24 protein-coding genes and 1 tRNA gene are annotated in these 24,726 nt (G+C 65.3%); 8 read left to right on the plus strand and 17 right to left on the minus strand.

The window, feature by feature from the left end; translation table 11 throughout:
• Position 1 precedes the first annotated feature (1 nt).
• The gene (gene dapA, locus MTR72_RS23060) at positions 2-892 is read right to left on the minus strand and encodes a 4-hydroxy-tetrahydrodipicolinate synthase (protein ID WP_280970515.1); all 891 of its coding nucleotides are present in this window, start codon (positions 890-892) and stop codon (positions 2-4) included.
• 281 nt (positions 893-1,173) lie between these two features.
• Here dapA and MTR72_RS23065 point away from each other — a divergent pair, with 281 nt between their 5' ends.
• Positions 1,174-3,585 carry a lytic transglycosylase domain-containing protein gene (locus MTR72_RS23065; protein ID WP_341511069.1) on the plus strand — a complete coding sequence of 804 codons (2,412 nt, stop codon included), beginning with the start codon at positions 1,174-1,176 and terminating at the stop codon, positions 3,583-3,585.
• Between the two features lie 202 nt (positions 3,586-3,787).
• Here MTR72_RS23065 and MTR72_RS23070 read toward each other — a convergent pair.
• The 10 genes from MTR72_RS23070 to MTR72_RS23115 form a co-directional block, all read right to left on the minus strand.
• Positions 3,788-3,881: transfer RNA gene (locus MTR72_RS23070), tRNA-Ser, on the minus strand.
• A gap of 153 nt (positions 3,882-4,034) precedes the next feature.
• A complete protein-coding gene (locus MTR72_RS23075; protein ID WP_341511070.1) occupies positions 4,035-4,244 on the minus strand; it encodes a hypothetical protein in 210 nt (69 codons plus the stop codon).
• A gap of 94 nt (positions 4,245-4,338) precedes the next feature.
• A complete protein-coding gene (locus tag MTR72_RS23080; protein ID WP_341511071.1) occupies positions 4,339-4,605 on the minus strand; it encodes a hypothetical protein in 267 nt (88 codons plus the stop codon).
• A 1,440-nt stretch (positions 4,606-6,045) separates the two neighbouring features.
• Positions 6,046-7,524 (minus strand): Asp-tRNA(Asn)/Glu-tRNA(Gln) amidotransferase subunit GatB, encoded by a 1,479-nt coding sequence (gene gatB, locus MTR72_RS23085; protein WP_341511072.1) that lies wholly within the window; start codon positions 7,522-7,524, stop codon positions 6,046-6,048.
• Positions 7,521-7,823, minus strand: a complete 303-nt coding sequence (locus MTR72_RS23090; protein WP_341511073.1) for a hypothetical protein — start codon at positions 7,821-7,823, stop codon at positions 7,521-7,523. Before MTR72_RS23090 ends, gatB begins: the two co-directional genes overlap by 4 nt.
• Complete coding sequence (gatA, locus tag MTR72_RS23095) at positions 7,814-9,289, minus strand: Asp-tRNA(Asn)/Glu-tRNA(Gln) amidotransferase subunit GatA (protein ID WP_341511074.1); 1,476 nt, start codon at positions 9,287-9,289, stop codon at positions 7,814-7,816. Before gatA ends, MTR72_RS23090 begins: the two co-directional genes overlap by 10 nt.
• The gene (locus MTR72_RS23100) at positions 9,286-9,498 is read right to left on the minus strand and encodes a hypothetical protein (RefSeq protein ID WP_280970508.1); all 213 of its coding nucleotides are present in this window, start codon (positions 9,496-9,498) and stop codon (positions 9,286-9,288) included. Before MTR72_RS23100 ends, gatA begins: the two co-directional genes overlap by 4 nt.
• Positions 9,499-9,577: 79 nt before the next feature.
• Positions 9,578-9,865, minus strand: coding sequence for an Asp-tRNA(Asn)/Glu-tRNA(Gln) amidotransferase subunit GatC (gatC, locus tag MTR72_RS23105; RefSeq protein ID WP_280970507.1), 288 nt, complete (start codon positions 9,863-9,865; stop codon positions 9,578-9,580).
• Positions 9,866-9,941: 76 nt separating this feature from the next.
• On the minus strand, positions 9,942-11,018 hold the full coding sequence (locus MTR72_RS23110) for an NAD(P)H-dependent flavin oxidoreductase (protein WP_341511075.1): 1,077 nt from the start codon (positions 11,016-11,018) through the stop codon (positions 9,942-9,944).
• A 103-nt stretch (positions 11,019-11,121) separates the two neighbouring features.
• Complete coding sequence (locus tag MTR72_RS23115; RefSeq protein ID WP_341511076.1) at positions 11,122-12,147, minus strand: NAD(P)H-dependent flavin oxidoreductase; 1,026 nt, start codon at positions 12,145-12,147, stop codon at positions 11,122-11,124.
• A 96-nt stretch (positions 12,148-12,243) separates the two neighbouring features.
• Between MTR72_RS23115 and MTR72_RS23120 the strand changes: the two genes are divergently transcribed.
• Positions 12,244-13,134, plus strand: coding sequence for a LysR family transcriptional regulator (locus tag MTR72_RS23120; protein ID WP_341511077.1), 891 nt, complete (start codon positions 12,244-12,246; stop codon positions 13,132-13,134).
• On the opposite strand, the gene MTR72_RS23125 is transcribed toward MTR72_RS23120, so the two are convergent.
• Positions 13,121-13,333, minus strand: a complete 213-nt coding sequence (locus MTR72_RS23125) for a hypothetical protein (protein WP_280970503.1) — start codon at positions 13,331-13,333, stop codon at positions 13,121-13,123. The two genes, MTR72_RS23120 and MTR72_RS23125, sit on opposite strands and share 14 nt — an antisense overlap.
• A 43-nt stretch (positions 13,334-13,376) precedes the next feature.
• On the opposite strand from MTR72_RS23125, the gene ruvX reads away from it, so the two are divergent.
• Both ruvX and MTR72_RS23135 read left to right on the plus strand, forming a co-directional pair.
• Positions 13,377-13,874: a Holliday junction resolvase RuvX gene (ruvX, locus tag MTR72_RS23130; protein ID WP_280970502.1), complete on the plus strand. Its 498-nt coding sequence runs from the start codon at positions 13,377-13,379 to the stop codon at positions 13,872-13,874.
• Positions 13,871-14,800 carry an AEC family transporter gene (locus tag MTR72_RS23135; protein ID WP_280970501.1) on the plus strand — a complete coding sequence of 310 codons (930 nt, stop codon included), beginning with the start codon at positions 13,871-13,873 and terminating at the stop codon, positions 14,798-14,800. Before ruvX ends, MTR72_RS23135 begins: the two co-directional genes overlap by 4 nt.
• Here MTR72_RS23135 and MTR72_RS23140 read toward each other — a convergent pair.
• From MTR72_RS23140 to MTR72_RS23155, 4 genes are all read right to left on the minus strand, one after another.
• Positions 14,797-15,426, minus strand: a complete 630-nt coding sequence (locus MTR72_RS23140) for a CPBP family intramembrane glutamic endopeptidase (RefSeq protein WP_341511078.1) — start codon at positions 15,424-15,426, stop codon at positions 14,797-14,799. The genes MTR72_RS23135 and MTR72_RS23140 overlap by 4 nt on opposite strands.
• Positions 15,427-15,695: 269 nt before the next feature.
• On the minus strand, positions 15,696-16,466 hold the full coding sequence (locus tag MTR72_RS23145; RefSeq protein WP_341511079.1) for a CPBP family intramembrane glutamic endopeptidase: 771 nt from the start codon (positions 16,464-16,466) through the stop codon (positions 15,696-15,698).
• A gap of 84 nt (positions 16,467-16,550) precedes the next feature.
• Positions 16,551-18,194, minus strand: a complete 1,644-nt coding sequence (locus MTR72_RS23150; RefSeq protein ID WP_341511080.1) for an acyl-CoA dehydrogenase family protein — start codon at positions 18,192-18,194, stop codon at positions 16,551-16,553.
• Between the two features lie 20 nt (positions 18,195-18,214).
• A complete protein-coding gene (locus tag MTR72_RS23155) occupies positions 18,215-18,979 on the minus strand; it encodes a M15 family metallopeptidase (RefSeq protein WP_445819622.1) in 765 nt (254 codons plus the stop codon).
• A gap of 252 nt (positions 18,980-19,231) precedes the next feature.
• Here MTR72_RS23155 and MTR72_RS23160 point away from each other — a divergent pair, with 252 nt between their 5' ends.
• The 4 genes from MTR72_RS23160 (at position 19,232) to MTR72_RS23175 (ending at position 23,469) form a co-directional block, all read left to right on the plus strand.
• Positions 19,232-20,179 carry an aspartate carbamoyltransferase catalytic subunit gene (locus tag MTR72_RS23160; RefSeq protein WP_280970496.1) on the plus strand — a complete coding sequence of 316 codons (948 nt, stop codon included), beginning with the start codon at positions 19,232-19,234 and terminating at the stop codon, positions 20,177-20,179.
• A 5-nt stretch (positions 20,180-20,184) separates the two neighbouring features.
• A complete protein-coding gene (locus tag MTR72_RS23165; RefSeq protein ID WP_280970959.1) occupies positions 20,185-21,486 on the plus strand; it encodes a dihydroorotase in 1,302 nt (433 codons plus the stop codon).
• 20 nt (positions 21,487-21,506) lie between these two features.
• The gene (plsY, locus tag MTR72_RS23170; RefSeq protein ID WP_341511081.1) at positions 21,507-22,103 is read left to right on the plus strand and encodes a glycerol-3-phosphate 1-O-acyltransferase PlsY; all 597 of its coding nucleotides are present in this window, start codon (positions 21,507-21,509) and stop codon (positions 22,101-22,103) included.
• Positions 22,104-22,251: 148 nt separating this feature from the next.
• Entirely contained in the window at positions 22,252-23,469 is a 1,218-nt protein-coding gene (locus tag MTR72_RS23175; protein WP_341511082.1) for a patatin-like phospholipase family protein, read from the plus strand.
• Here MTR72_RS23175 and MTR72_RS23180 read toward each other — a convergent pair.
• Complete coding sequence (locus tag MTR72_RS23180) at positions 23,461-24,705, minus strand: amidase (protein ID WP_341511083.1); 1,245 nt, start codon at positions 24,703-24,705, stop codon at positions 23,461-23,463. The two genes, MTR72_RS23175 and MTR72_RS23180, sit on opposite strands and share 9 nt — an antisense overlap.
• Positions 24,706-24,726 lie beyond the last annotated feature (21 nt).

The raw sequence follows: 24,726 nt of genomic DNA on the forward strand, positions 1-24,726 counted from the left end.
GTCAGTTGATCAGGCCGGCGTGCACCATGGCGCTGCGCACCGCGACGCGCGTCGGCTCGGAGACCGGCACCATCGGCAGCCGCAGCGTCTCGTCCAACTTGCCGAGCAGCGACAGTGCATACTTGATCGGAGCCGGATTGCTCTCGATGAAGAGGTTATTGTGCAGCGGCATCAGCTTGTCGTGCAGCTTCAGGGCGGTGGCGTGATCGCCCTTCTGCCAGGCCGCGTGGAATTCCGAGCACAGCCGCGGCGCGACGTTGGAGGTCACGGAGATGCAGCCATGGCCGCCGTGCGCCATGTAGCCGAGGATGGTCGCATCCTCCCCCGAGAGCTGGTTGAAGTCCTCGCCCATCGCCGCGCGCTGCTGCGACACCCGCACCATGCTGGCGGTGGCGTCCTTGACGCCGGCGATGTTCTTCAGGTCCCACAGCCGCTTCATGGTGTCGACCGACATGTCGATCACCGAGCGCGGCGGGATGTTGTAGATAATGATAGGAATTCCAATTGCATCGTTGATCGCCTTGAAGTGCTGGTAAAGCCCTTCCTGGGTCGGCTTGTTGTAGTAGGGCGTCACGACGAGCACGGCGTTCGCGCCCGCCTTCTCGGCATGCTGCGCGAGCTCGATGGCTTCCTTGGTCGAGTTGGAGCCGGCGCCGGCGATCACAGGCACGCGCCCCTTGGCCTCATCGATGCACCATTCGACGACCTTCTTGTGCTCGTCATGGCTGAGCGTCGGGCTCTCGCCGGTGGTGCCGACGGGGACGAGGCCGTGGGTGCCCTCGGCGATCTGCCAGTTCACCAGCGAGCGGAACGCCGCCTCGTCAAGCGAGCCGTTCTTGAACGGCGTGACCAAGGCGGTGAACGACCCCCGGAATTTCGTCTTGGCTGCCATGGACTTCCTCCGTACGCGGCGAGCTTGAGAGCAAGCCCCATACATATCGGGTCTATCCGGCCGGTAAAAGGGCCGCAGCCCGGTGACGCACCGTTTAGGCCGCGATTTTGCCGCGGTGATGGTGCAAAGCCGGCGGAGGTAAGCGGCTGTTGGTAATTTGTCCGCATATTCAATCAAATATTGCTAGGTCTTCAGCGACTTGACTGATTCGGGGGCGATGTGACGCCGTGATTTCCTTTCGTCGCGCCACATGGCGATCTACCGGTCTGGTCGCGTGCCTGATGGCAGGGCTGTCGGTCGGTTGTGCCGCCTGGGCCAAGTCCAATGAGACGACCCAGGACGGGGCCAAGGAAACTGCCAAGGAAACTTCCAAGGAAACTTCCAAGGAAACCGCGAAGCAGGCCCCCAAGGATACCGCGAAGGGAGCTTCCAAAGGATCGGCCAAGGAAACAGGCAAGGACGCAGCGAAGGGAGCGAGCAAGGGAGCCGCTAGCATCCCGGCCAAGGATGCCGCGAAGAAACCTGCCAAGGAACCCGCCAAGGATGCCGGCAAGGAACCCGCGAAGGACAAGCACAAGCCTAAGACTGCGGCGCCGGCGCCAAAATCACGACCGACCGCCAACGGTTCGGCCTCCCAGACCTCACCCGCGCCGGCCCCGACGGCCACCGTCAGACCTGCCGCCCCGGCCGCCGTCAGACCGGTCGCAGCCCCTGTGCTGGCTCCGGCAACGCGCCAGCATGCGGCGCCACGCAAGCCGGTGCTGCCGGCCGCGGTCGCCGCGACATCATCGACCTCGCAAGGCGACAAGGACACGCTGGAAAACGTCATCGAGCTCGTGCGCAAGCGCAAAGCCGCCGATGCAACCAACGCCGCAGCCGGCATCGCCGACCCCGTCGCGCGCAAGCTCGCGGAATGGATCATCCTGCGCAGCGAGGACAACGGCGCGAGCGTGGAGCGCTACCGCGCCTTCCTCGCCGCCAATCCGAGCTGGCCGTCGCAGACCTTCCTGCGCCGGCGCCTCGAGGCCGCGATGTGGGACGACAGGCGCGATGATTCGGTCGCGTGGTCGTGGTTCGAGAACGAGTCTCCGATCTCGGCGAAGGGCCGCTTTTCGCTCGCCAAGGCGATGCTGGCGCGCGGCGACCGCGCCAATGCGGAGCGGCTGGTACGCGAGGCCTGGCGCAGCGATTCGATGTCGGAGGAGACCGAGAACAACGCACTCGATCAGTTCGGCGCCCTGCTCACCCCGGGCGACCAGAAGGCGCGGATGGACACGCTGCTTTACGGCAGCGAGCATGAGGCTGCGCTGCGCGCCGCCAAGCGCCTCGGCGCCGGCTATGTCGCGCTCGCCAAGGCCCGCATCGCCGCCTACAGGAAGGCACCCAACACGCGCGCCCTGCTCGAGGCCGTGCCGCGCGAATTGCACGGCGACCCCGGCTACATCTTCAGCAAGATCCAGCTCCTGCGTCGCGAGGAGAAGTTTGCGGAAGCCGCCCAGCTCATGTTGTCGGCGCCGAAGGATCCGAACCGGCTCTACAATCTCGACGAATGGTGGATCGAGCGGCGCCTGCTGGCGCGCAAGATGATCGACACGGAGGAATTCCGTAGCGCCTATCTCATCGCGCGCGACGCCGCACTGCCCTCGCGCGACATCTACAAGACCGAGCAGGAATTCACCGCGGGATGGATCGCGCTGCGCTTCCTCAACGATCCCTCGACCGCCGCCCAGCATTTTGCACGGATCGGGGTCGGCAGCGTCAATCCGACCACGCTGGCGCGCGCCGGCTATTGGCAGGGCCGCGCGGCGGAAGCGGCGGGCCGCCAGCAGGAGGCGCGCAACGCCTACGCGCGGGCCGCAGAACAGTCGACCAGCTATTACGGGCAGCTCGCCCGCGCCAAGCTCGGCCTGCCGCAGATCGCGCTCAACAGCGCGCCGCGGGGCCGCGGCGCCGAACGGCTCGAGATCGTGCGCGCGGCGCACTTGCTCTACGAGCTCGACGAGCGCGAGCTCGCGGTGCCGATGCTCGCCGACATGGGTGAGAACGGCGATCCGGAGGCCCTTGCCGGCCTCGGCGAGCTCACCCAGCGCTACAGCGACGCACGCGGCATGCTGCTGCTTGGCAAGGCCGCGCTCAATCGGGGACTGCCGTTCGACTTCTACGCCTACCCGGTCAACGGCATTCCGCAGTTCACTCAGATCGGCCCCGAGGTCGAGCGCAGCATCGTCTACGCCATTGCGCGGCAGGAAAGCGCGTTCAATCCCTCCGTGGTCTCGCCGGCGCAGGCCTATGGTCTGATGCAGGTGACGCCGGATGCCGCGCGCTATGTCTGCAAACGGCACGGGGCGACCTACGACCTGTCCCGACTCAAGAACGATTCGGCCTACAATGCCACGCTCGGCGCCGCCGAACTCGGTGGACTGCTCGAGGACTATCGCGGCTCCTACATCATGACGTTTGCCGCCTACAACGCCGGCCGCGGCAGCGTGAAGAAGTGGATCGACCGCTACGGCGACCCGCGTGACCCGAAGGTCGATGCAGTCGACTGGGTCGAGTTGATCCCATTCTCCGAGACGCGCAACTACGTGCAGCGGATCATGGAGAATCTTCAGGTCTACCGCGCCCGCTTCGGCGGAGGCACGCGCTTGCAGATCGAAGCTGATCTGCGTCGCGGCGCCGGCAGCGTGGAATAGCCCTCGAGGGCTGGCAGCTTCGCTGGTCAGACGGGCGGCCCGCGATCAGTCCGCTCGATCACAGCGGCAACAGAACGGTCCGAATCGGTCCTATGGCGCGGACTCTCCGACGGGTGTCGGCCAGAAACACGAAACTGTGATCGGATTGCCGTCCTGGGACACGCCGTGAGGGCGATTCGAGGCTCAGGCCGGGCATCTCAACTGGCGGAGACGGAGGGATTCGAACCCTCGATAGGCCTTTACAAGCCTATAACGGTTTAGCAAACCGCCGCCTTCAGCCACTCGGCCACGTCTCCAATACGGGGGGTATGCCCGACACAGCGGCGAGCCGCAAGCGGCAGATTTGCCTCGGCGCATTCTTTCACCTGAAAGCCAGCTCCGCATTTCAACCCGGGAGCTGCGCGCCAAGCCGGGCCCACGCCTCCCTCCCCGTGTTGATATGTCCGCAACTAGCGGCGGGATCGCCAGACCCGCCAATGCGACGGCGAAATCAGCACCGCCTCGCCGGCCCAGACATTGAACCACACGCCGGATTTGCGCCGGCATGGAAAGGTCCAGGGCACGATGCCGGTCTTGTGCAGCCGTCCGAGTTCCAGATCACATTCATCGGGCGCGATCTGAATCGGCAGCCACTGGCCCGCGTTGTCGGTATCGCTCATGCCGTGCGGTCTAACCTGCGGCACGAAGCATGAGCTTGATTCAGCGCAACGAGGTCAGTCCGTGAAAACACCGACCTCCGCGCGATTCTTCAGCTCAGTGCGTGGAGACCCAGGCCCTCGCCTCGCGCTGCGCGGCGGAGATTTCGGCTTCCGACATCTGCCCGGCGACTTCCTGGCGCAGCGCAATCGCGTCCTTGCGGCCCTTCAGCGCGGCAAGGTTGAACCATTTGTGCGCGGCGACGAGGTCGACCAGGCCGGCACGGCCGCTCGCCCAATACAGCCCGCGCTCGAACAGCACGTCCGACAACGCACTCGCGCCGATCGGCGTCGCCGTCTCCAGATCGAAGGTCCCCTGAAACATGTCGCATCCCCTTTTGTCATTTGTGCCGCCTCGTTCCCCCGAGCGCGGCTCCCGTCCAACTGTTCAACTCGTCCCCATGCCGTTTGCCGGCTTATTGGAGGAGATGATGGCGGGCAATTTTGAATGGCAGTTTAAGTATCGCGATGAAGGAGACGTAAACGCGAAGGTGCGAGACCGGTGAGGCGAATGCAAGAAGTCCCCGATTCACAGACACTTCTGCGATTCGTCAGAGTTGGTTTACCCTGTGATTTTCGGACATCGATAACCATCGTGCGCAGTCGGAAGCACGAGCGGCAACCGCGCCGCGTCCCCGCGGCCGGCGAAAGCGGGGAATCTGCGACGCCGAGGCGTTGCGCTTCAGTGAGCCGACGGCCGCTTCTGGAATAAGGGAAACGCCCAGCCTGGACGACGGCGCCCGCATATGGGCGCGATGGTCATGGGCGACGATCGCCTGCTCGCTGGCAAGCGCTACCGCGCGTCGTATCGAAATATCGGGAAATGAAATGCCGGCCAGGATGCCGGCTCAAGGGAACGAGGGCGTCGGCGAACACGTCAGGACCAGATTCCACTGTGGCCCGCAGGCCGCTTGTGAAATTGCGGAGCCCCTTGAGGGAGACCGCACCGAACGAAGAAAACTCGGTTTCTTCTGCCGGACCTGACTTTCGCGCGCTTGCGAAAGACGAATGATCCGACCGTTGACCTGATGTCTCGCCGACACCCTCTATCGTCGATCAGAGCCCGTGGGCGCTGATGACGTGCCGGCTATCGAGGAGCCGGCAACTTCAGTAGCGAAGTTACTTCTTCTTCTTCGCGACCTTGCGGGTCTTCTTCGCAGTCTTCTTCACTGCGCTCTTCGCCTTCTTCGCCTTCTTCGCTTTCTTGGCCATGTTGCCCTCCGATGTGTGAGATGGCTTTAATCGCTGCGTGCATTCGGGGATCGAATGCACTTCATCCCGAATACACCAACACAACGAAAAAAACAGCGTCTCGCTTAAGGAAGTGTTGACGCAGCAAGCCGCGCGCGCCTTGCGCGCTCGGTGTGAACGCGCCGCAGGACGCACGCTTGCGATTGCAGAAGGCGCCTGCAGCCTCATCGTCGCTGTGCATTGCGATTGCACGAAAACCCTATGCAGCAAGTATTTTTCTGCACTCGTGCTTCGCACGCGATCATTGCGGAGATGTGCGCTGCGACTCGCTCGAAGGCGCGGGAAAGGCTTTGCGCGGACTCTGAGTCGTGACTTTTGGCAACGAAAATATTTTCATGCTTAACGCCGCCGGCGCTCCCCGGCGCGCGTTCGAAGCCGCCTTTCACGCGAATCGAAGACGGCGATTCGGTTGGGCTTGAAGAGCGTGATCGGGGCGATGGTCGCTGTCGTCGTGTGCGCGAGACGGATGCGCGAAGGCTCGCTCGCGGTGACGGCGCGCCGTCACCGCGACATGTCAGAGGCCGAGCTTGGACTTTAGCAGATCGTTGACGGCTTGGGGATTGGCCTTGCCGCCGGACGACTTCATCACCTGACCGACGAACCAGCCGAGCGCCTGCGGCTTGTCTTTCACCTGCGCGACCTTGTCGGGATTGGACGCGATGATGTCGTCGACCACCTTCTCGATCGCCGAGAGGTCGGTGACCTGCTTCATGCCGCGGCTTTCGACCAGCGCGCGGGGATCGCCGCCTTCTTGCCAGACGATCTCGAACAGATCCTTGGCGATCTTTCCGCTGATCGTGCCCTCGCCGATCAGATCGACGATCGCGGCAAGCTGCTCGGACGTGACGGGTGAGCTCGCAATGTCCCGGCCTTCCTTGTTGAGACGGCCGAACAGCTCGTTGATCACCCAGTTCGCCACCAGCTTGCCGTCGCGCGCGCGGTTGGCGAGCCGGTCCAGCGCCGTCTCATAGAACACAGCGCTCTCGCGCTCGGCGACCAGCACGCTGGCGTCGTAGGCGGAGAGACCGAAGTCGGCGACGAAACGCGCTTTCTTCTGGTCCGGCAGCTCGGGAAGCTTCGCCTTCAGCTCGTCGACGAAGGCCTGGCTGAACTCGAGCGGCAAGAGATCGGGGTCGGGGAAGTAGCGATAGTCGTGCGCCTCTTCCTTGGACCGCATCGAGCGCGTCTCGCCCTTGGTGGGGTCGTAGAGCCGCGTCTCCTGCTCGATCTCGCCGCCGTCCTCGAGGATCTCGATCTGGCGCCGCGCCTCGTACTCGATCGCCTGGCCGATGAAGTTGATCGAGTTCATGTTCTTGATCTCGCAGCGGGTGCCGAGCGGACCGCCGGGCTTGCGCACCGAGACGTTGACGTCGGCGCGCAGGTTGCCCTTCTCCATGTCGCCGTCGCAGGTGCCGAGATAGCGCAGGATCGAGCGCAGCTTGGTCACATAGGCCTTGGCCTGCTCGGCATCGCGGATATCGGGCTTGGAGACGATCTCCATCAGCGCCACGCCGCAGCGGTTGAGATCGACATAGGACATGGACGGCGATTGGTCGTGCAGCAATTTGCCGGCGTCCTGCTCCAGATGCAGCCGCTCGATGCCGACGGTGACGCTGCGGCCGCCGTCGAGCTCGACCAGCACCTCGCCTTCGCCCACGACCGGCGACTTGTACTGGCTGATCTGGTAGCCCTGCGGTGAATCTGGATAGAAATAGTTCTTGCGATCGAACACCGAGCGCAGGTTGATCTTCGCGTTCAGGCCAAGCCCGGTCCGGACAGCCTGCCTGACGCATTCCTCGTTGATCACGGGTAGCATGCCGGGCATCGCCGCGTCGACGAGAGAGACGTGCGTGTTCGGATCGCCGCCGAACGCAGTGGATGCGCCCGAGAACAGTTTTGAGCTCGACGTCACCTGGGCGTGGATCTCCATGCCGATGACCATCTCCCAGTCGCCGGTGGCGCCTTTGAGAAGCTTGTGCGTGGCCGTGCTCATGTCGTGCTCCCGAGCAGCGTGGCAGCAATCCGCTCCCACTCCGCCTGCAATGAATCCTTTGCCGCAGGCTGGCCCGCCTGGCGGTACCAGTAGCCGGCATTGCCGAGATCGCCCTCGACGCGGTGCAAGTACGCATGCACCCAGGCCGCCTCGCGGCTGTCCTCGTCCTGAACGATCTTGTGCGCCTGGTCCCAGTCGCCCTTGGCGGCCCACCAGAGGCCTGCCAGCGGCGCGCTGAGATCCGGCGCGGGCGCGGCGCCGTCGAGGCTGGCGATGTACGCCGCCAAACTCACCACCACCTCACGGGCGTGAAGCGGCCGGCCGCCTGCTCGATCACCTCGCCGAGCGAGAACAGCGTCTCCTCGTCGAAGGGACGGCCTATAAGCTGCAAGCCGAGCGGCAAACCTTGCGCATCCCTGCCCGCGGGCACGGCGATGCCGGGCAGGCCCGCCATGTTCACGGTCACCGTGAAGATGTCGTTCAGGTACATCTCGACCGGATCGGCGCCGCCCTTCTCGCCGATGCCGAAGGCGGCTGACGGCGTTGCCGGCGTGAGGATGGCGTCGACACCCTTGGCGAAGCAATCCTCAAAGTCCTTCTTGATCAGCGTGCGCACCTTTTGCGCGCGCAGGTAATAGGCATCGTAGTAGCCGGCCGACAGCACATAGGTGCCGATCATGACGCGCCGCTTCACCTCGGCGCCAAAGCCTTCGGCGCGGGTGTTCTCGTACATCCCGATGATGTTCCTGCCCTGCTCGCGCAGGCCGTAGCGCACACCGTCATAGCGCGCGAGGTTGGAGGAGGCTTCCGCCGGCGCCACGATGTAGTAGGCCGGCAGCGCATACTTGGTGTGCGGCAACGACACCTCGACGAGTTCGGCGCCGGCGGCCTTCAGCCAGGCCGCGCCCTCGCTCCAGAGCTTCTCGATCTCGGCCGGCATGCCGTCGAGCCGATATTCCTTGGGGATACCGATCTTCATGCCCTTCACGGACTTGCCGATCGCAGCCTCGTAGTCCGGCACCGCGATGTCGACGGAGGTCGTATCCTTCGGGTCGTGACCGGCCATCGAGCGCAGCAGCATCGCGGCGTCACGCACGCTGCGCGCGATTGGACCGGCCTGATCGAGCGAGGAGGCAAAGGCGACGATGCCCCAGCGCGAGCAGCGGCCATAGGTCGGCTTGATACCGACGGTCGCGGTGAAGGCTGCCGGCTGGCGAATCGAGCCGCCGGTGTCGGTCGCGGTCGCGCCCATGCAGAGCAGCGCGGCCACCGCCGACGCCGAGCCGCCGGACGAGCCGCCTGGCACCAGCGTGGTGTTGGAGCCATCGCGCCGCCACGGATTGCCGACGGGACCGAAGCAGGAGGTCTCGTTCGACGAGCCCATTGCGAACTCGTCGTTGTTGAGCTTGCCGAGCATCACCGCGCCGTCGCGCCAGAGCTGCGAGGTGATCGTCGATTCATAGGTCGGCACGAAGTTGCCGAGGATCTTCGAGCACGCCGTGGTGCGCACGCCCTTGGTCGCAAAGAGGTCCTTGATGCCGAGGGGAATGCCGGCGAGCGGGCCGGCATCGCCCTTGGCGATCTTGGTATCGGCCTCGCGGGCCATGGCGCGCGCCTGGTCCGGCGTCTCCATGACGAAGGCGTTGAGCACGCGCGCGGCTTCCATCGCGCCGAGATGCGCGTCGGTCAATTCCAGTGACGTGAAAGATTTGTCGGCGAGCCCCTTGCGGGCCTCGGCGAGCGTCAGCGATGTCAAATCGGTCATTTATTGATCGGGCTGCAGAAGAACGGAGACAGGGTCTTGTCGTTGGCCGGGTCGTCTTTCTTGGCGGAGGCTTTCGCCGCAGCCTCGAGCTCGTCGAGGACGGCATTGACGGCGACGTTGGGATCGGCAGCCTTGCCCTGCCGCTCCATCTTGTCGAGATAGTTCATGTAGGCCTGGTAGGCCTTCTCATCGTCGCATAGCAGGCACATCGGACCTGTTCCTAACGGTCTCTTGCTTGACGCGTTTTCTTCACGCGAACCGGAATCCGCTTCGCTTGAAAACGCTATGTTACTCGACGACCTTCGGCACCAGAAAGAAGTGACCTTCGGTCGCCGGCGCATTGGCAACGATATCGTCGGCGATCTCGCCGTCGTTGACCACGTCCTGACGCTTCTTCATCTGCATCGGGGTCACCGAAGTCATCGGCTCGACGCCCTCGACATTGACCTCCGAGAGCTGTTCGACAAAGGCGAGCATGGCGTTGAGCTCGCCCTGCAAGTGCGGAACCTCGTCGTCGGAAACCGCGATACGCGCCAGATGCGCGATGCGACGGACGATAGCAGCGTCGACGGACATTATATAAGGCCTCTCACGGCAAAACCTATCCGCCGTATAGCAGAGGCCTGTTTTGCACCGCAACCGGCGCAGGTGCCTAGCCGGTCAGCGCTTTCAGGCGGGCCTGCGCCGTTTTGGCGAGCTCCCGGGTCAATTCGGCCGCCGGCAGCTCGCGGCCCAGGCCGATCGCCTGGCCGGCCCAGAGATTGGTGAAATCCACCCGGCCCTGCTTTTCGGCAGCCGCCTTGAGCGGTCCCAGTGCGGTCGCGGCATGGGGAAAGGCGGGCGCGTCCGGCGAGATCGGGCCGACCTCGCGCATCAGTCGGTTCTGGACCCCGCGCGCCGGCCGGCCGGTCATCACATTGGTGATGACGGTGGAATCATCCCGCGCCTCGGCGAGCGCCTTGCGGCCGCCGGGGGTGACCTTGGATTCCGGACAGCGCAGATAGGCACTGCCGATCTGCACGCCGGATGCGCCAAGGGCAAAGGCCGCGGCAATCCCGCGTCCATCGGCGATGCCGCCGCAGGCGATCACCGGTACCTTCACGGCGTCGACGACCTGCGGCACCAGCGCGAAGGTGCCGGGCTGCTCGCTGATATTCTCCGTCAGGAACATGCCGCGATGACCGCCCGCCTCCGCGCCCTGCGCGATCACGGCGTCGACGCCGTGCTGCTCGAGCCAGACTGCTTCCTTGACCGTTGTGGCCGACGAGATGACGATGCATCCGGCCGCCTTGACGCGCTTGAGCAGCGTCTCCTCCGGCAAACCGAAATGAAAGCTGACGACCTCCGGCTTCAGCTCCTCCACCACCTCGCAGAACGCCGCATCGAACGGCGCGCGGTTGGCGGCATTGATCGGCGCGGCCGGATCGAGGCCGTGTTCGGTGTAGTAGCCCGCTAGCCGCTGCTTCCAGCGTGCTTCGGCTTCAGTCGTGAGATCGACCGGCATGTGGCAGAAGAAGTTCATGTTCACCGGCGCAGCGACGCGCTGCCGGATGATGCCGACCTGCTCCCGCGCCTTCTCCGCCGACAGCATCGCGCAGGGCAGCGAACCCAGCGCACCGCCTTGCGCGGCCGCGATCACAAGCTCCGCATCCATCACGCCGGCCATCGGAGCCAGCACGATCGGGAATTCGGTCTTGAAGAGGTCGATCAGTCGACGGTCAGGCCACATGGTTTCTCTCGCTAGTTGGCTCGCTGCAAACCCTCTCCCCTTGTGGGAGAGGGTGGCGCCGAAGGCGCCGGGTGAGGGGTTTGTATCCGCGGAGACAGACCCCTCATCCGGCGCGGATTGCATCCGCGCCACCTTCTCCCACAAGGGGAGAAGGAAAGGCACCTCCCGCCGAATTGCGCCGGCCGGCAAGAAGTTGCTCTGCTTCGGTCGCGATCCGCTCGACGATCTCGGCGGCGGGCGGAATATCATGGATCAAGCCGACGGCCTCGCCGGCAAAGACGGCTGCGATCTCAAAATTGCCTGCGGCTTTCGCCGCAGCATACTCCACGGCGACCTCGCCTGCTCGCTGCATGAGCTCGATCTCGCGGCCGGTCCATCGCCGGATATGATCATTGACCAGCGTGCGTGCGGTGAACGGCGCCGGCCAGAACAGGCTCCGCGACCAATCGACGATGACGCCGCGCACGGTGTCGTTGGCGTTCGCCGCGCGAATGCGCTGCTTCGCCTCCTCCGCGCCGTCGGCCTCCACGCTCGCGTAGAAGCGCGTCCCGATCAACACGCCGGACGCGCCGAGCATCATCATCGCCGCCAAGCCGCGACCATCGGCGATGCCGCCGGCCGCAACCACCGGCACGCGCCCGGCTGCAAGATCGACGACTGCCGGCACGATGTCGACCGTGGTGCGCGATGCGCCATGGCCGCCGGCTTCAGTGCCCTGCGCGATCAGGATCTCCGCGCCGGCGTCCAGCGCCTGCTTCGCCATGCCCTCGCTCTGGACCTGGCAGATCAATCGCGCACCGCGCGCCCTGATGCGCGATGCAAACGGCGTGGGATCGCCGAACGACAGCATGACGGCCTGCGGCCCAGCGTCGAGCGCGATATCGAGAAGATCGGGCTGCCTTGCAAGGCTCCAGGTGATGAAGCCAATGCCGAACGGCGAAAAGCCTTTCAGCCTGGCGGTGTCGGCCTCGAGCCGGGCCCGGTCGCCATAGCCGCCACCCAGGATGCCGAAGCCGCCGGCATCGCTGACGGCGCGGGTCAGCCGGCTGCCCGCGATCGTATCCATGGGCGCCGACAGGATCGGATGCGTGATCCCGAGCAGCTCCGTCAGCGGCGTGGTGATCGGCATGAGTCCTCCCACTCTGGACAGCAAGACTAGGCGCGAATAGCATTCTCGAAAATTGAATTCTTGTGAACGGTGCCATCTCGGAATCGAAACGAGACCATGGAACTCAGCGATATCAAGACCTTTGCCGCAGTGGCCCGCGCCGGGGGCATCACCCGCGCCGCCGAAGAGCTCAACACCGTGCAGTCGAACGTCACCCAGCGGGTCAAGGCGCTGGAGGCCGAGATCGGCACGCCGCTGTTCGAGCGGCACAGCCGCGGCATGACATTGACCGCCGCCGGCAAACGTCTCCTGCCCTACGCGCAGAAGATGGCGGCGTTGTCGCATGAGGCTGTGCTCGCCGCGCGGGACGATGGCGAGCCAAAGGGGCCGCTGGCGATCGGCTCGATGGAGACCACCGCCGCCGTGCGGCTGCCGCCGCTGCTCGCCGATTTCCACCGCCGCTTCCCCGCGGTGCGGCTGACGCTGCGCACGGCGACCACCGCCGACCTCGTCGCCGCCGTGCTCGACGGCGTCCTCGACGGTGCCTTTGTCGCCGGACCGATCGAGCACGCCGAGCTCGTGACCGTCACCGCGTTCCGCGAAGAGCTGGTGCTGGTCAGCGCGCGGCGCTGGACGTCGCTGAAGGAGCTGCGCGCCGCTACGCCCGAGTCAGGGCCGACGGCGCTGGTGTTCCGCACCGGCTGCACCTACCGCCAACGGCTCGAGCAGATCTTCGTCGAGTTCGGCTGGCCGTCGGCAGCGCGGTTCGAGCTCGGCACCCTCGACGGCATGATCGGCTGCGTCGCCGCCGATATGGGCGTGAGCCTACTGCCGCGCGCCGTGGTCGAACGCAGTGCGATGATCGGCAACGTATCGATCCATGCGCTGAACCCGGCGCACGCCCGCGTGGAGACGCTCTTCATCCAGCGCCGCAGCGGACATCAATACAGCGCGCTCAGCGGTTTCGTGTCCTGCCTCAAGGCGGACGACGACGTCATCGCGGCCTGAGATGCCATCGCCGTAGCGCGACGACGGCCCAGATCGCCTCGACGAGGCCGAACGGCCAGGCGCCCTGCAGAAAGCCGTAGGCCGAGCCGAGCGCAGAGGCGGCGAACAGCAGCACGAACCAGTGGCTGCGGTCTTCCATCGCATAGCAGACCAGCATCGCGGTCACGGCAAACAGGCCGAATAGGGTCAGCGCATCCATTGTTCTTCACTCCGCGGCGCGACGCATGCTATGCGCTGATGCCATGCCGGCTCCTATCCTGTCCCTGGTCGATGCTGCAACCCACTGGTCCGCGCGCGGCGCGCTGATCGGGCTTGACCTCGGCACCAAGACCATCGGCGTCGCCGTCTCCGATCCTGACCGCCGGCTCGCGACCGGGGTCGAGACCATCCAGCGCAAGGCGTTCAAGCAGGACGCAGGCCGGCTGCTTGCGATCGCGAGCGAGCGCAAGGCAGCCGGCTTCGTGCTCGGACTGCCCATCAACATGGATGGCAGCGAGGGACCACGCGCGCAATCGACCCGCGCCTTCGCTCGCAACCTCGCCGGCCTCACGGAGCTGCCGATCGGCTTGTGGGACGAGCGCCTCTCGACGGCAGCGGTCGAGCGGGAGCTGATCGGCATGGACGTCAGCCGCGCCAAGCGCGCCGAGGTCATCGACGAGCACGCCGCGATCTTCATCCTGCAGGGCGCGCTCGACAGGCTCGCCAATCTCCGCGCAGCCTCGGGACCGGCTGATCAATGATTGTCGTGATCGCGGCACTTCTGCCGGTCTTCATCCTCATCGTGCTCGGCGTCGTGCTCAAGCGCACCCTGATGCCGCTCGACACGCAATGGCACGGGCTGGAGCGGCTGACCTATTTCGTGCTGTTTCCGATGCTCCTGATCCAGACGCTGGTGAGGGCCGACCTCGGCAAGGTGCCGGTCGCCGGCGTCGGAGGCGCGCTGCTGTTGTCAGTGCTCACGATGTCGCTGCTGTGCCTCGCGCTGCGCCCTGCCCTGGCGCGGCTCCAGATCGATGGCCCGGCCTTCTCTTCGATCTTCCAGGGCGCGACCCGCTGGCAGACCTACGTGGCGCTCTCCGTCTCGGCCAATATGTTCGGCGATGTCGGGCTGGCGCTCGCCTCGGTGGCGATGGTCGCAATCATTCCGCTGGTCAACGTGTTCAGCGTCGCCGTGCTCGCGCACTACGCCGCGCCGGAAAAGCAATCGGCGCGCGCCATCGTCATGACGGTGGCGTGCAATCCCCTGATCTGGGCCTGCGCCATCGGTCTTTTCATCAACCTCGTCCATTTGCCGCTACCAAAAATCTGGCACGATGTCGCGGATGCGCTGAGCCGCTCCTCACTCGCAATCGGCCTGCTCGTCACCGGCGCCGGCCTGCACCTCAAAGGCCTGCTTCGCCCCAGCGCGAGCGCAGCGATCGGCGTGGTGTTCAAGCTGGTGCTGATGCCCGTGCTCGCACTGGCGCTGGCCGCCTGGTTCGGCCTGACCGGCAACAGCCTCGCGATCGTCGCGATCTGCGCCGCGGTGCCGACCTCGCCCAGCGCCTATGTGCTCGCCCGCCAGATGGGCGGCGACGCGCCGCTGCTGGCGCAGATCATCACGCTGCAGACGATTTTGGCAGCGGTGACGATGCCGATCACGATCGCGCTGGTTGCTGCGCGCTAGACGTAGCGCCCCAATGTAAAAAGGATGAAGGTGTTGCAGGCCGAATGGGCCACCACCGTGGGCCATGTGGAATTGCTGGTCCATCGAAGGTAGCCAAGAACAAGTCCGAAAGCGAAAATAAGCAGGCGCCCGAACCAATCGTACTGGGTATGGTTCATTGCCCATACTGCGGATGTCAGGACAATAGCCCCGATCGGGCCCAGAGAAGATTGCGACCAGCCGCGGAACAAGAAGCCGCGAACAACAAACTCTTCGACGAGAGGTCCAGCGATACAGCCTCCAATGAGCCACGCGAGCAATCCCGCGGCCCCTCCGACAACGAGCATGGGATCGGGCTGATATCCTCCTGCCGCACCCATCTTCGAGAGCACGAATCCCTCGATTGACAAAAAGATCGTCGTGATGGCGAGGGCGCGCACTATCTCGCCGCCGGTTGGCCAATTCAGAGCGAGATACTCGCCAAACTCTCTGCCGGCCATGCGGATCGCAATCCAGAGCACCGCGATGGCAGGCAACGTCCCCGCGATGAGCCAGACGCCATACCAACGCCCCTGTGACGCCAACGCCTGGAGTTCCCCTGGAGCTAATGTCTTCGGCCCGGCTTTGACGGCCAGGATGATGCTCACGACCACTCCGCCCGTCAGAACGAAAGCGCCATCTGCGATCAAGGCTATGAGCGTTGTCTCCCAGAAGTCCCAGGTCCGACGCGCCAACGGCGAGACTGGGACGCGACCGCTAACGTTTTTGAGATCCGCCATAAAAGACAACTCTTAAGAGAGTAAAATATTTACTCTACCCAGAGTACAGAACCGTTTTGCCGGCCGTCAATGACCAATGGCGCCGGTGGCGGCGAGGTACCTATCGGATCGTCACAGAACTTGTGGCAAGCGCCCGCCTAACTGCCCAGCCACATCGTCAGCACCACCGCGGTCATATTGTTCAGCGCATGCAGCACGATGGTGAGCCACAGCGAGTTGGCGCGATAGCGCATATAGCCGAACCACACGCCGATCGTGAAGACCTCTGCGAGGAAGTACATGTCGTACTGCAGATGCACGACCGTCCAGACCAGCGACGACAGGATGATCGCGCCGGGCACGCGCAGGAAGCTTGCCGACCAGCCCCGATAGAGGAAACCGCGCGCGAGCACTTCCTCGGACATCGGCGCGGCGACGCTGAAGGCGAGCAGCAGCAACACTGCTGCTCCCTTGTCGCGACCCGATTTCAGGAGATCGGTCATGAAGCCCGGTGTCGCCTCGCGGCCGAGCGCGCGGGACATCGTCTCCCAGGCCAGCACCAGCAGGATGAGGCCGATGGCGCCGACCAGGAGTTGCTTCCAGGACGGCCAGCGCAGCGCGAGATAGTCGACGAAGGATGCACGCTTGAGGCGGACGGCGAGCCAGACCGCCGCCAGCGTCGCCGGCAGGCCCATGATCACCGACAGCGCGAGCGCCTGAGGCTCGTGCCCGACGAGCTCAATCGAGGCCAGGTTGATCGGGTAGCCGCGAAGCGCCACGAGAAGGACGATCGCCCCGACCTGCCCGACGAACATCGCGACGAAGACGAGGAGGCCCCACAGCGCCGTGCCCCAGAATTTCCAGACGCGCGGCGCGTGCTCCGCAGGGGTCATGATCAGTGGCGGGTGTTCGGGATTGAGGGTGTCCATCAGGAGGCTTTCGTTAGGAAGCTGTCATTCCGGGGCGCCCAAAGGGCAAATCCGGAAAGACGGAGCAACAAGTCGCCGGAGAATTCACGGCAGCGCCCGTTCCAGCAGCGCCCGAACATCTCCGCTCTCCAGCTCCACCGCGCCATACATGCTGGCGTGGTTCGCGGCGAGGCGCGTGGCGGCGAACAGCTCGCCGTGGCGGGGTGAGACGCCGTTGAGCGCGGCGGCGGCGGCAAGCAGTGCAAGCTTCTCGACCGCAAGGCGCGCGACGCGCTCGCCATCCGCGCGGCGAAAAGTGTTGCCGATGAAAGCGGCGGCCTCACCTGCTCCGGACAAGCCCTTTGCCTCCGCAACAAGACCCTGCAGCACCGCCATCGCCGCATCCGGCTCCCGCGCCAGCGCACGGAGCACGTCGAGACACATCACGTTGCCCGAACCTTCCCAGATCGCGTTGACCGGCGCCTCGCGATAGTGGCGCGCCAAAATGCCCTCTTCGACGTAGCCGTTGCCGCCGAGGCATTCCATCGCCTCGTAGAGGAAGCCTGGTGCGCTCTTGCAGGTCCAGTATTTGATCGCGGGCGTCAGCAGCCGCATGTAGGCGGCTTCGGTCGGATCGCGCGGCGTGCGATCGAAGGCGCGGCAGAGGCGCATCACCAAGGCGACGCTCGCTTCCACATGCAGCGCCATGTCCGACAGCACCGCCTGCATCAGCGGCTGATCGGCCAGATGCTTCTGGAACACGCTGCGATGACGTGCATGGTGCAGCCCGTGGGCAAGGCCCGAACGCATCAGTCCGCTGGAGGCGATCGCGCAGTCCTGCCGCGTGAGCTGCACCATCTGGATGATGGTGCGGATGCCCTTGCCCTCCTCGCCCACCCGTTCGGCATAGGCGCCGACGAACTCGACCTCCGATGAGGCATTCGAGCGATTACCGAGCTTTTCCTTCAGCCGCTGGAACTGGAGCGCGTTCACCGATCCGTCCGGTGCAAAGCGCGGCATGAAGAAGCAGGTCAACCCGTTCTCGGCCTGCGCGAGCACGAGAAAGGCATCGCACATCGGCGCGGACATGAACCATTTGTGGCCCGTGATGCGATAGGCGTTCCCATCGCGCGCGGCGCGGCTCATGTTGGCGCGGACGTCGGTGCCACCCTGCTTCTCGGTCATGCCCATGCCGAGCGTCATGCCGCGCTTCTGCCACCATGGCGCGAAGGCAGGATCATAGCTTTGCGTCGACAGCACCGGCATCACGCGCGCAAGCAAGTCGGGTTGCAGCGCCAGCGCTGCGACGGAGGCACGCGTCATCGTGATCGGGCAGAGATGGCCGGTCTCGACCTGCGCGGCGATGTAGAATCTTGCCGCGCGGATGACCTCGGCAGCATCGCCCGAAGGTTTCCCATCCACAGTCCAGGTGGAATTGTGCACGCCGGCATGCGCGCTGTGCGCCATCAACTCATGATAGGCGGGATGAAACTCGACCTGGTCGCGGCGGTTGCCTTTGGAATCGAAGGTGCGCAGCTTTGGTGTGTTCTCGTTGGCCACGCGCCCGCGCTCGGCCATCGCCGCCGAGCCCCAGTGCTTGCCGAAGTCGGAGAGCTCCTGTTCCGCGGCGGCACCGCCATTGGCCTTCACCGCCTCGACCAGAGGACGGTCCGTTCCAAAGAGATCGACGTCCTCGAAGGGCGGCGACTGGTTGAAGACCTCGTGGGTTGCGAAGCTCGGCTGGGTCATGGCGTGTCCTCGGACCGGAATCAGTTCCGCCGCGGCTGGATCGGGAAATCATAGGCCGCCCCGCCTGCCCCCGGCAGGGAAAAATGCCACCACTCCTTCGAATAGTTCACAAAGCCTTGCCTGGCCATGGCGGCCACCAGCCTCTTGCGCCAGGCGCGCTGCTCCGGCGTGATCGACCGTGCCGCAGTGTGGCCCTTCACGTCGGTGCAGTCGTAGCCGGTGCCCATGTCGACGCTGCCTTCGGGTGGCCGGGCCTCGACCGGCGCGGTGCAGTCGGCATAGGCTTTTGATCGATCGAATTTGGCGGAATTGTCGGCCTTGAGATCGACCAGCGTCAGGTCGAGCGCGGCGCCGGTGGAATGCTGCGAGCGGCTCGCGATGTAGCCGAGGCGAAACAGCTCGGTCTTGGGAATTTTTGGATTGTAGCGCCGCTCGGCGGCCGTCTCCCGCCCGTTCTGCGACCACGCGACCATGTCAAGGGACGCGCGCGCCGGCCGGTAGCAGTCGAACATCTTGAGCGAGAGATTTTGGCTGGCGAGTTCCTGCTGAACCGCCTTCAGCCGCATCCCAACCTCCCGCTTCACCACGCACTCGCCCGCGCCATAGCCATTGAGTGGACGGCCGACGAAATTGTTGGCGGAGGCGTAGCGGATGTCCTGGATGATCGTGGGATCGATGTCGCGTAAATAGACGAAGCCGCCGGGCAGCGACTGGGCGTGGGCTGCGCTGATCGTTATTGCGGCCAAGAGCGCTGTCAGAGTTGTCTTCAACGAAAGCCCCCACATCGTCATGGCCGGGCATAGCCGTCCGAAGGACGGCGTCGCTTCCGCTCGCCTATGCCCGGCCGTCCACGATCTTCTATCGCATTTGACGCAAAAAGGGCGTGGATGTCCGAGACAAGCCCAGGCATGACGGAGAACTGCGACACATCAGATAGGGGCGCGCCGCACGACACCCGGGACTGATCGGGGGATAACTCACTTCCTCAGCTTTGGCCCTTGCCCCCTCACCCATCCCCGCCTATAGCTCTGCTTTTAATGACATCGAAATCGACCTTCGTCCTCGGCCACCGGCATTTGCTGGGCATCGAGGGCCTTTCCGCGGCCGACATCACCGGCCTTCTCGACCTGTCCGAAGAGTATGTCGAGCTCAACCGCCAGGTTGACAAGAAGCGCACCGTCCTGCGTGGACGGACGCAAGTGAACCTGTTCTTCGAGGCCTCGACCCGGACCCAGTCCTCGTTCGAGCTTGCCGGCAAGCGGCTGGGCGCCGACGTCATGAACATGTCGGTGTCATCGTCCTCGATCCGCAAGGGCGAAACGCTGATGGACACCGCGGTCACGTTGAACGCGATGCATCCGGACATCCTGGTGGTGCGCCATCACGCCTCCGGCGCGGTGGAACTGCTGGCGCGCAAAGTTGACGGTTCCGTGATCAATGCCGGCGACGGCGCGCATGAGCATCCCACGCAAGCCCTGCTCGACGCGCTGACCATCCGCCGCAACAAGGGCCGGATCGAGGGACTCGTGGTCGCGATCTGCGGCGACGTGCTGCATTCGCGCGTTGCCCGCTCCAACATCATCCTGCTCAACACCATGGGCGCCCGCGTCCGCGTCGTCGGCCCCTCCACGCTGCTGCCGCCCGGGATCGAGCGGATGGGCGTCGAGGTCGCGCGCGACATGCGCGAGGGGCTGGAGGGCGCCGACATCGTCATGATGCTGCGGCTCCAGCGCGAGCGGATGAACGGCTCCTTCGTGCCGTCGTCAAGCGAGTACTTCAACTATTTCGGGCTCGACCAGAAGAAGCTCGCTTACGCCAAGCCGGACGCACTTGTGATGCATCCCGGTCCCATGAACCGTGGCGTGGAGATCGACTCCGCCGTCGCCGACGGGGCGCAGTCCCTGATCCGCGAACAAGTGGAAATGGGCGTCGCCGTGCGCATGGCCGTACTGGAAGCGCTCGCCCGCAACTTGCCGAACGCGTGATGCCGATGCTGATCGACCGCCGCCCCATCCTGCTCGCCAACGCCCGCGTCGTCGATCCCTCACGGGATTTCGACGGCATCGGCGACGTCCTGATTGCCGATGGCATCATCCGCGAGACCCGGCGCGGCATCGGCGCAGCCGGCGTCCCCGAAGGCACCGACATCGTCAACTGCTCCGGCAAGATCGTCGCCCCGGGCCTCGTCGACATGCGCGCCTTCGTCGGCGAGCCGGGCTTCAGCCACCGCGAGACCTTCGCCTCCGCAAGCCAGGCGGCCGCGACCGGCGGCGTCACCACCATCATCTGCCAGCCCGACACCTCGCCCGTCATCGACAATTCGGCAACCGTCGATTTCGTGATGCGCAGAGCCCGCGACACCGCGATCGTCAATATCCAGCCGATGGCCGCACTGACGAAGGGTCTGCGCGGCGAGGAAATGACCGAGTTCGGCCTGCTCAAGGCCGCCGGCGCCGTCGCCTTCAGCGATGGCGACAGGAGCGTGACCAACGCGCAGGTGATGCGCCGCGCGTTGACCTATGCCCGCGATTTCGATGCGCTGATTGTGCATCACACCGAGGACCCCGATCTCGTCGGCGAAGGCGTGATGAACGAAGGCGAATTCGCGACCCGCCTCGGACTGATGGGCATCCCCAACGCCGCAGAAGCGGTGATCCTGGAGCGCGACATGCGGCTCGTCGCGCTGACCGGCGGCCGCTACCACGCGGCCTCGCTGTCCTGCATCGACTCCCTCGACATTTTGAAGCGCGCCCGCGACGCTGGGCTCTCCGTCAGCGCCTCGGTCTCGATCAACAATATCGCGCTGAACGAGAACGACATCGGGCCCTATCGCACCTTCCTGAAGCTGTCGCCGCCGCTGCGCACTGAGGACGATCGCCGCGCGCTGGTCGCGGCGGTGGCCTCGGGCCTCGTCGATGTCATCATGTCCGACCACAATCCGCAGGACGTCGAGGTCAAGCGCCTGCCGTTCGCAGAGGCCGCTTCCGGTGCCGTCGGCCTCGAGACCATGCTGCCGGCGGGTCTCAGGCTGGTGCATAATGGCGAGATGGAACTGAAGACGCTGATCCGCGCGATGTCGACCCGGCCTGCCGAGCTGCTTGGCCTGCCGGGTGGAACCTTGCGCCCGGGCGCGCCGGCGGACGTCATCGTGGTCGACCCCGACACGCCTTGGGTCGTCGATCCCGTCGATCTCAAATCGCCATGCAAGAACACCCCGTTCGACGAAGCCCGCTTTACAGGGCGCGTGATGCGTACCATCGTCGGCGGGAGGACGGTCTATGAGCATGTCTAGGCTGGCATGGAGAGTGGACCATGGGGCTTGAAGCGTTCCTCCCCGTAGCCTTTGTCGTCGGCTATCTCCTCGGCTCGATCCCGTTCGGACTGGTCCTGACAAAGCTTGCCGGCACGCAGGATCTGCGTTCGATCGGCTCCGGCAATATCGGCGCCACCAACGTGTTGCGCACGGGCCGCAAGGGACTCGCTGCAGCAACGCTATTGCTCGACGCGCTCAAGGGTACTGCGGCAGTGGTGATCGCCGGCTACGTTGCAGGCCCCAATGCCGCGATGCTGGCGGGGCTCGGCGCCTTCCTCGGCCATCTCTTCCCGATCTGGCTCAAGTTCAAAGGCGGCAAGGGCGTCGCGGTCTATATCGGAATCCTGCTCGGCCTGTTCTGGCCGGGTGCCGTGGTGTTCTGCCTGCTCTGGCTCGCAACCGCCTTCACCACGCGCTACTCCTCGCTGTCCGCTCTGGTCGCGAGCTTCATCACGCCGCTGTTCCTGTGGTGGTTCGGCCACCCGGCCCTGGCATCGCTGGCCGCGGTGCTGACGCTGCTGCTGTTCTACATGCACCGGGAGAACATCAAGCGGTTGCAGTCCGGCACCGAGAGCCGGATCGGGCAGAAAACGTAAGGCCTGAAAAGTACGGATATTGCCGCACCCCCTCCGCATTATATGCCAATTCCTGTTCGCAACTCGCGGCCGATTCCCGGCTGGAGTGGCCAACGGGTTCGGGGCCTGTCATCCTGACGGCGAAGATGGCGTTACGCGGTAGCTCAGAATGAGCGAGAAGATTGTCGGCACGCATGACGAAGGTGGTTTGCAGGGTGCCGCGCGCACGCCTGCAAGCATGCTGCTCGCCGCAGCGGACATCTGGTCCGGCGCCCCCTCGCCATCCCCCGCTCCGGTGCCAGCTCCCTCCTCGCCGCACCAGCGGACGCCTGATCCTGTGGTGCAGGCACCTGCTCCGATCGTCTCCGTGACCGCCGTCGCCGCGCGCAAGCCGACGAGAGTCCGCTCCGAGCAATGGCCTCCGCAAACACTGTCGCTGGCGCTCCAGGGTGGCGGCACCTTCGCCGCCTTCACCTGGGGCGTGCTGGAGCGGCTCCTGGAAGAGCCAGCCATCGAGATCGACACCATCAGCGGCGCCAGTGCCGGCGCCATCAATGCACTGCTGCTCGCCTCCGGTCTCGCCGAGGGCGGACGCGAAGCTGCCCGCGCCCGGCTGAACCGGTTCTGGGTCCGGCTGATGCATGAGGCCTCGTTCCGTTCGCTGATGCTGGTCGGCGGGTTTTCGCCGGCGGGAAGCTCGGTCGCGTTCGGGCCGACGCTTCGCTCCGGACAGTTCGATCCGTTCGACCTCGATCCGCTGCGGCAGGCGCTGTCGCGCGACATCAATTTTGCCGCTTTGTGCCAGGCGGGATGCCCAAAGCTCCTGATCGCGGCGACGCGGATCCGCGACGGGCAGCAGCAGATCTTCGGCAATGACGCGATCAACGCCGATGTCGCGCTGGCCTCGACCTGCCCGCCTCTGGTTCACTGCGCCGTCGAGATCGACGGCGAGGCCTATTGGGACGGCGGCTTTGGCGGCAACCCGCCGCTGCTGCGGCTGGCGCAGCATTCGACGGCCTCCGACCTCCTGCTGGTACAGGTCACGCCGGCACGCGACAGCTATGTGCCGATCACGCTCGCGGCGATCGATCGCCGGCTCGATCAGATCGCGGCCAATGCCGCCCTCAATGCGGAAGTCGCGGCGCTGGAATGGGCGCGGCCGCACGCCGCACCGGATTTGCGCCTGTTTCGGCTTGCAGCGGAAGATGAGATCGAGGGATTGGCGCAACGCTCATCCGCCGATCTCGGCCGCGGCTTCATCCGTTTGTTGCACCGGAGCGGCCGCGAAGCCGCGGAGCGTTGGCTGCGGAAAGATGCGGGCGTCAGCAAGTCCTCGCCCAAAGCGCCCGATCAGAAGGCCGTTCGCGCCGAGCCCGCGCTAGTTTGACTTCGCCAGCGCTTCTTCCAGGAAACGCGCAACCGCGAGCGCGCCGGGATCGTTGCCGAAACGCGCGATCACCTGCACGCCGATCGGCAGGCCTCCGACCTTCAGCACCGGCACGTTGACGCAAGGATTGCCCATCAGCGTCCAGAGCCGGTTGTAGCGGGGGTCACCCGTGGTGGCGAGCTCCTTCGCCGGCGCGGTGCCTGGCGCGGAGTAGGTCAAGAGCACGTCGACGCCCTCAAAGACTTCGCCGAGCTCGCGGCGGCCGCGCCGTCCGATCCGGCGCGCCTCGTCATATTGTTTCGGCGTCAGGCCGACCGTTGCATCGAGACTGGCGCGCAGCATCGGCGCGATCTCGTCGTGACGCTCGGAAAATTCCCAGGCGAGCGCGCGATGCGCCTCGAAATCCTGGATGATCGGATGAATACGCCAGGCCTCACGCACCGCCTCCGGCATGTCGACGGTCTCGACGCTGGCGCCGGCGCGCTCGGCAGCCTTGATCGCAGCTTGCAGCCCCTGCTCGGCTGCGGGCTCCACCGGCCCGGCAAAGTCCTGCCTGACGATGCCGATGCGCGGCGATTTGGCGGCGGCAATGTCGGAGAACTCGGTGCGACCGGTCATTGCCAACAATCCGCGTGCAAGATCCTCGGCGCGAGCCCCGAACAAGCCGACCGTGTCGAGCGCCCAGGAATAGCACTTGACGCCGACCGTCGGCAGCATGCGGAATGACGGCTTTATCGCGGCAACCCCGCAATAGGCCGCGGGGCGGATCACCGAGCCGCCGGTCTGGGTGCCCAGCGCGAGCGGAATCATGCCGGCGCCGACGGCCGCGGCTGAACCAGACGAGGAGCCGCCCGGCGAGTGGCCGGCATTGTGCGGATTGAGCGTCGGCGTCGGGTCGCGCGAGGCGAATGCCGTGGTCGTGGTCTTGCCGATGATGGTGGCGCCCGCGCGCTTGAGCATCATCACGACCGGCGCGTCGCCGCGGGGCTGCCAGCCGCGATAGATCTGTGAGCCCATCTCGGTCGGGAAATCCGCCGTGTCGATGATGTCCTTGATGCCGACTGCGATGCCGCGCAGCGGACCCGAGGTCTGCGCTCTTGCGGACTTGTCATGGCGGACGAAGGCCCGGACATCCCTCTCCCGCGCCTCGATCGCCCCGAGCGATTGCGCGATCGCGGCATCGGGTGACAACTCGCCGGCTTCGATGCGGCGCTGGAGGTCGGCGAGTGAAATCATGGGGCAATCCTTCTTATTGGG

Origin of the sequence: Bradyrhizobium sp. ISRA442 (genome assembly GCF_038085055.1) — a bacterium.
GTDB lineage: Bacteria > Pseudomonadota > Alphaproteobacteria > Rhizobiales > Xanthobacteraceae > Bradyrhizobium.

Coding starts and splice junctions, on each gene's coding strand:
- MTR72_RS23115 (WP_341511076.1), bottom strand. CDS start 12,147: ATGCCGATCACCACGCCGCTGACGGAGCTGCTCGGGATCACGCATCCG.
- gatC (WP_280970507.1), bottom strand. CDS start 9,865: ATGTCCGTCGACGCTGCTATCGTCCGTCGCATCGCGCATCTGGCGCGT.
- MTR72_RS23175 (WP_341511082.1), top strand. CDS start 22,252: ATGAGCGAGAAGATTGTCGGCACGCATGACGAAGGTGGTTTGCAGGGT.
- MTR72_RS23110 (WP_341511075.1), bottom strand. CDS start 11,018: ATGTGGCCTGACCGTCGACTGATCGACCTCTTCAAGACCGAATTCCCG.
- MTR72_RS23080 (WP_341511071.1), bottom strand. CDS start 4,605: ATGTTTCAGGGGACCTTCGATCTGGAGACGGCGACGCCGATCGGCGCG.
- ruvX (WP_280970502.1), top strand. CDS start 13,377: ATGCCGGCTCCTATCCTGTCCCTGGTCGATGCTGCAACCCACTGGTCC.
- dapA (WP_280970515.1), bottom strand. CDS start 892: ATGGCAGCCAAGACGAAATTCCGGGGGTCGTTCACCGCCTTGGTCACG.
- MTR72_RS23155 (WP_445819622.1), bottom strand. CDS start 18,979: ATGTGGGGGCTTTCGTTGAAGACAACTCTGACAGCGCTCTTGGCCGCA.
- MTR72_RS23160 (WP_280970496.1), top strand. CDS start 19,232: ATGACATCGAAATCGACCTTCGTCCTCGGCCACCGGCATTTGCTGGGC.
- MTR72_RS23065 (WP_341511069.1), top strand. CDS start 1,174: ATGGCAGGGCTGTCGGTCGGTTGTGCCGCCTGGGCCAAGTCCAATGAG.
- plsY (WP_341511081.1), top strand. CDS start 21,507: ATGGGGCTTGAAGCGTTCCTCCCCGTAGCCTTTGTCGTCGGCTATCTC.
- MTR72_RS23135 (WP_280970501.1), top strand. CDS start 13,871: ATGATTGTCGTGATCGCGGCACTTCTGCCGGTCTTCATCCTCATCGTG.
- gatB (WP_341511072.1), bottom strand. CDS start 7,524: ATGAGCACGGCCACGCACAAGCTTCTCAAAGGCGCCACCGGCGACTGG.
- MTR72_RS23165 (WP_280970959.1), top strand. CDS start 20,185: ATGCTGATCGACCGCCGCCCCATCCTGCTCGCCAACGCCCGCGTCGTC.
- MTR72_RS23075 (WP_341511070.1), bottom strand. CDS start 4,244: ATGAGCGATACCGACAACGCGGGCCAGTGGCTGCCGATTCAGATCGCG.
- MTR72_RS23145 (WP_341511079.1), bottom strand. CDS start 16,466: ATGGACACCCTCAATCCCGAACACCCGCCACTGATCATGACCCCTGCG.
- gatA (WP_341511074.1), bottom strand. CDS start 9,289: ATGACCGATTTGACATCGCTGACGCTCGCCGAGGCCCGCAAGGGGCTC.
- MTR72_RS23180 (WP_341511083.1), bottom strand. CDS start 24,705: ATGATTTCACTCGCCGACCTCCAGCGCCGCATCGAAGCCGGCGAGTTG.
- MTR72_RS23125 (WP_280970503.1), bottom strand. CDS start 13,333: ATGGATGCGCTGACCCTATTCGGCCTGTTTGCCGTGACCGCGATGCTG.
- MTR72_RS23100 (WP_280970508.1), bottom strand. CDS start 9,498: ATGTGCCTGCTATGCGACGATGAGAAGGCCTACCAGGCCTACATGAAC.
- MTR72_RS23120 (WP_341511077.1), top strand. CDS start 12,244: ATGGAACTCAGCGATATCAAGACCTTTGCCGCAGTGGCCCGCGCCGGG.
- MTR72_RS23150 (WP_341511080.1), bottom strand. CDS start 18,194: ATGACCCAGCCGAGCTTCGCAACCCACGAGGTCTTCAACCAGTCGCCG.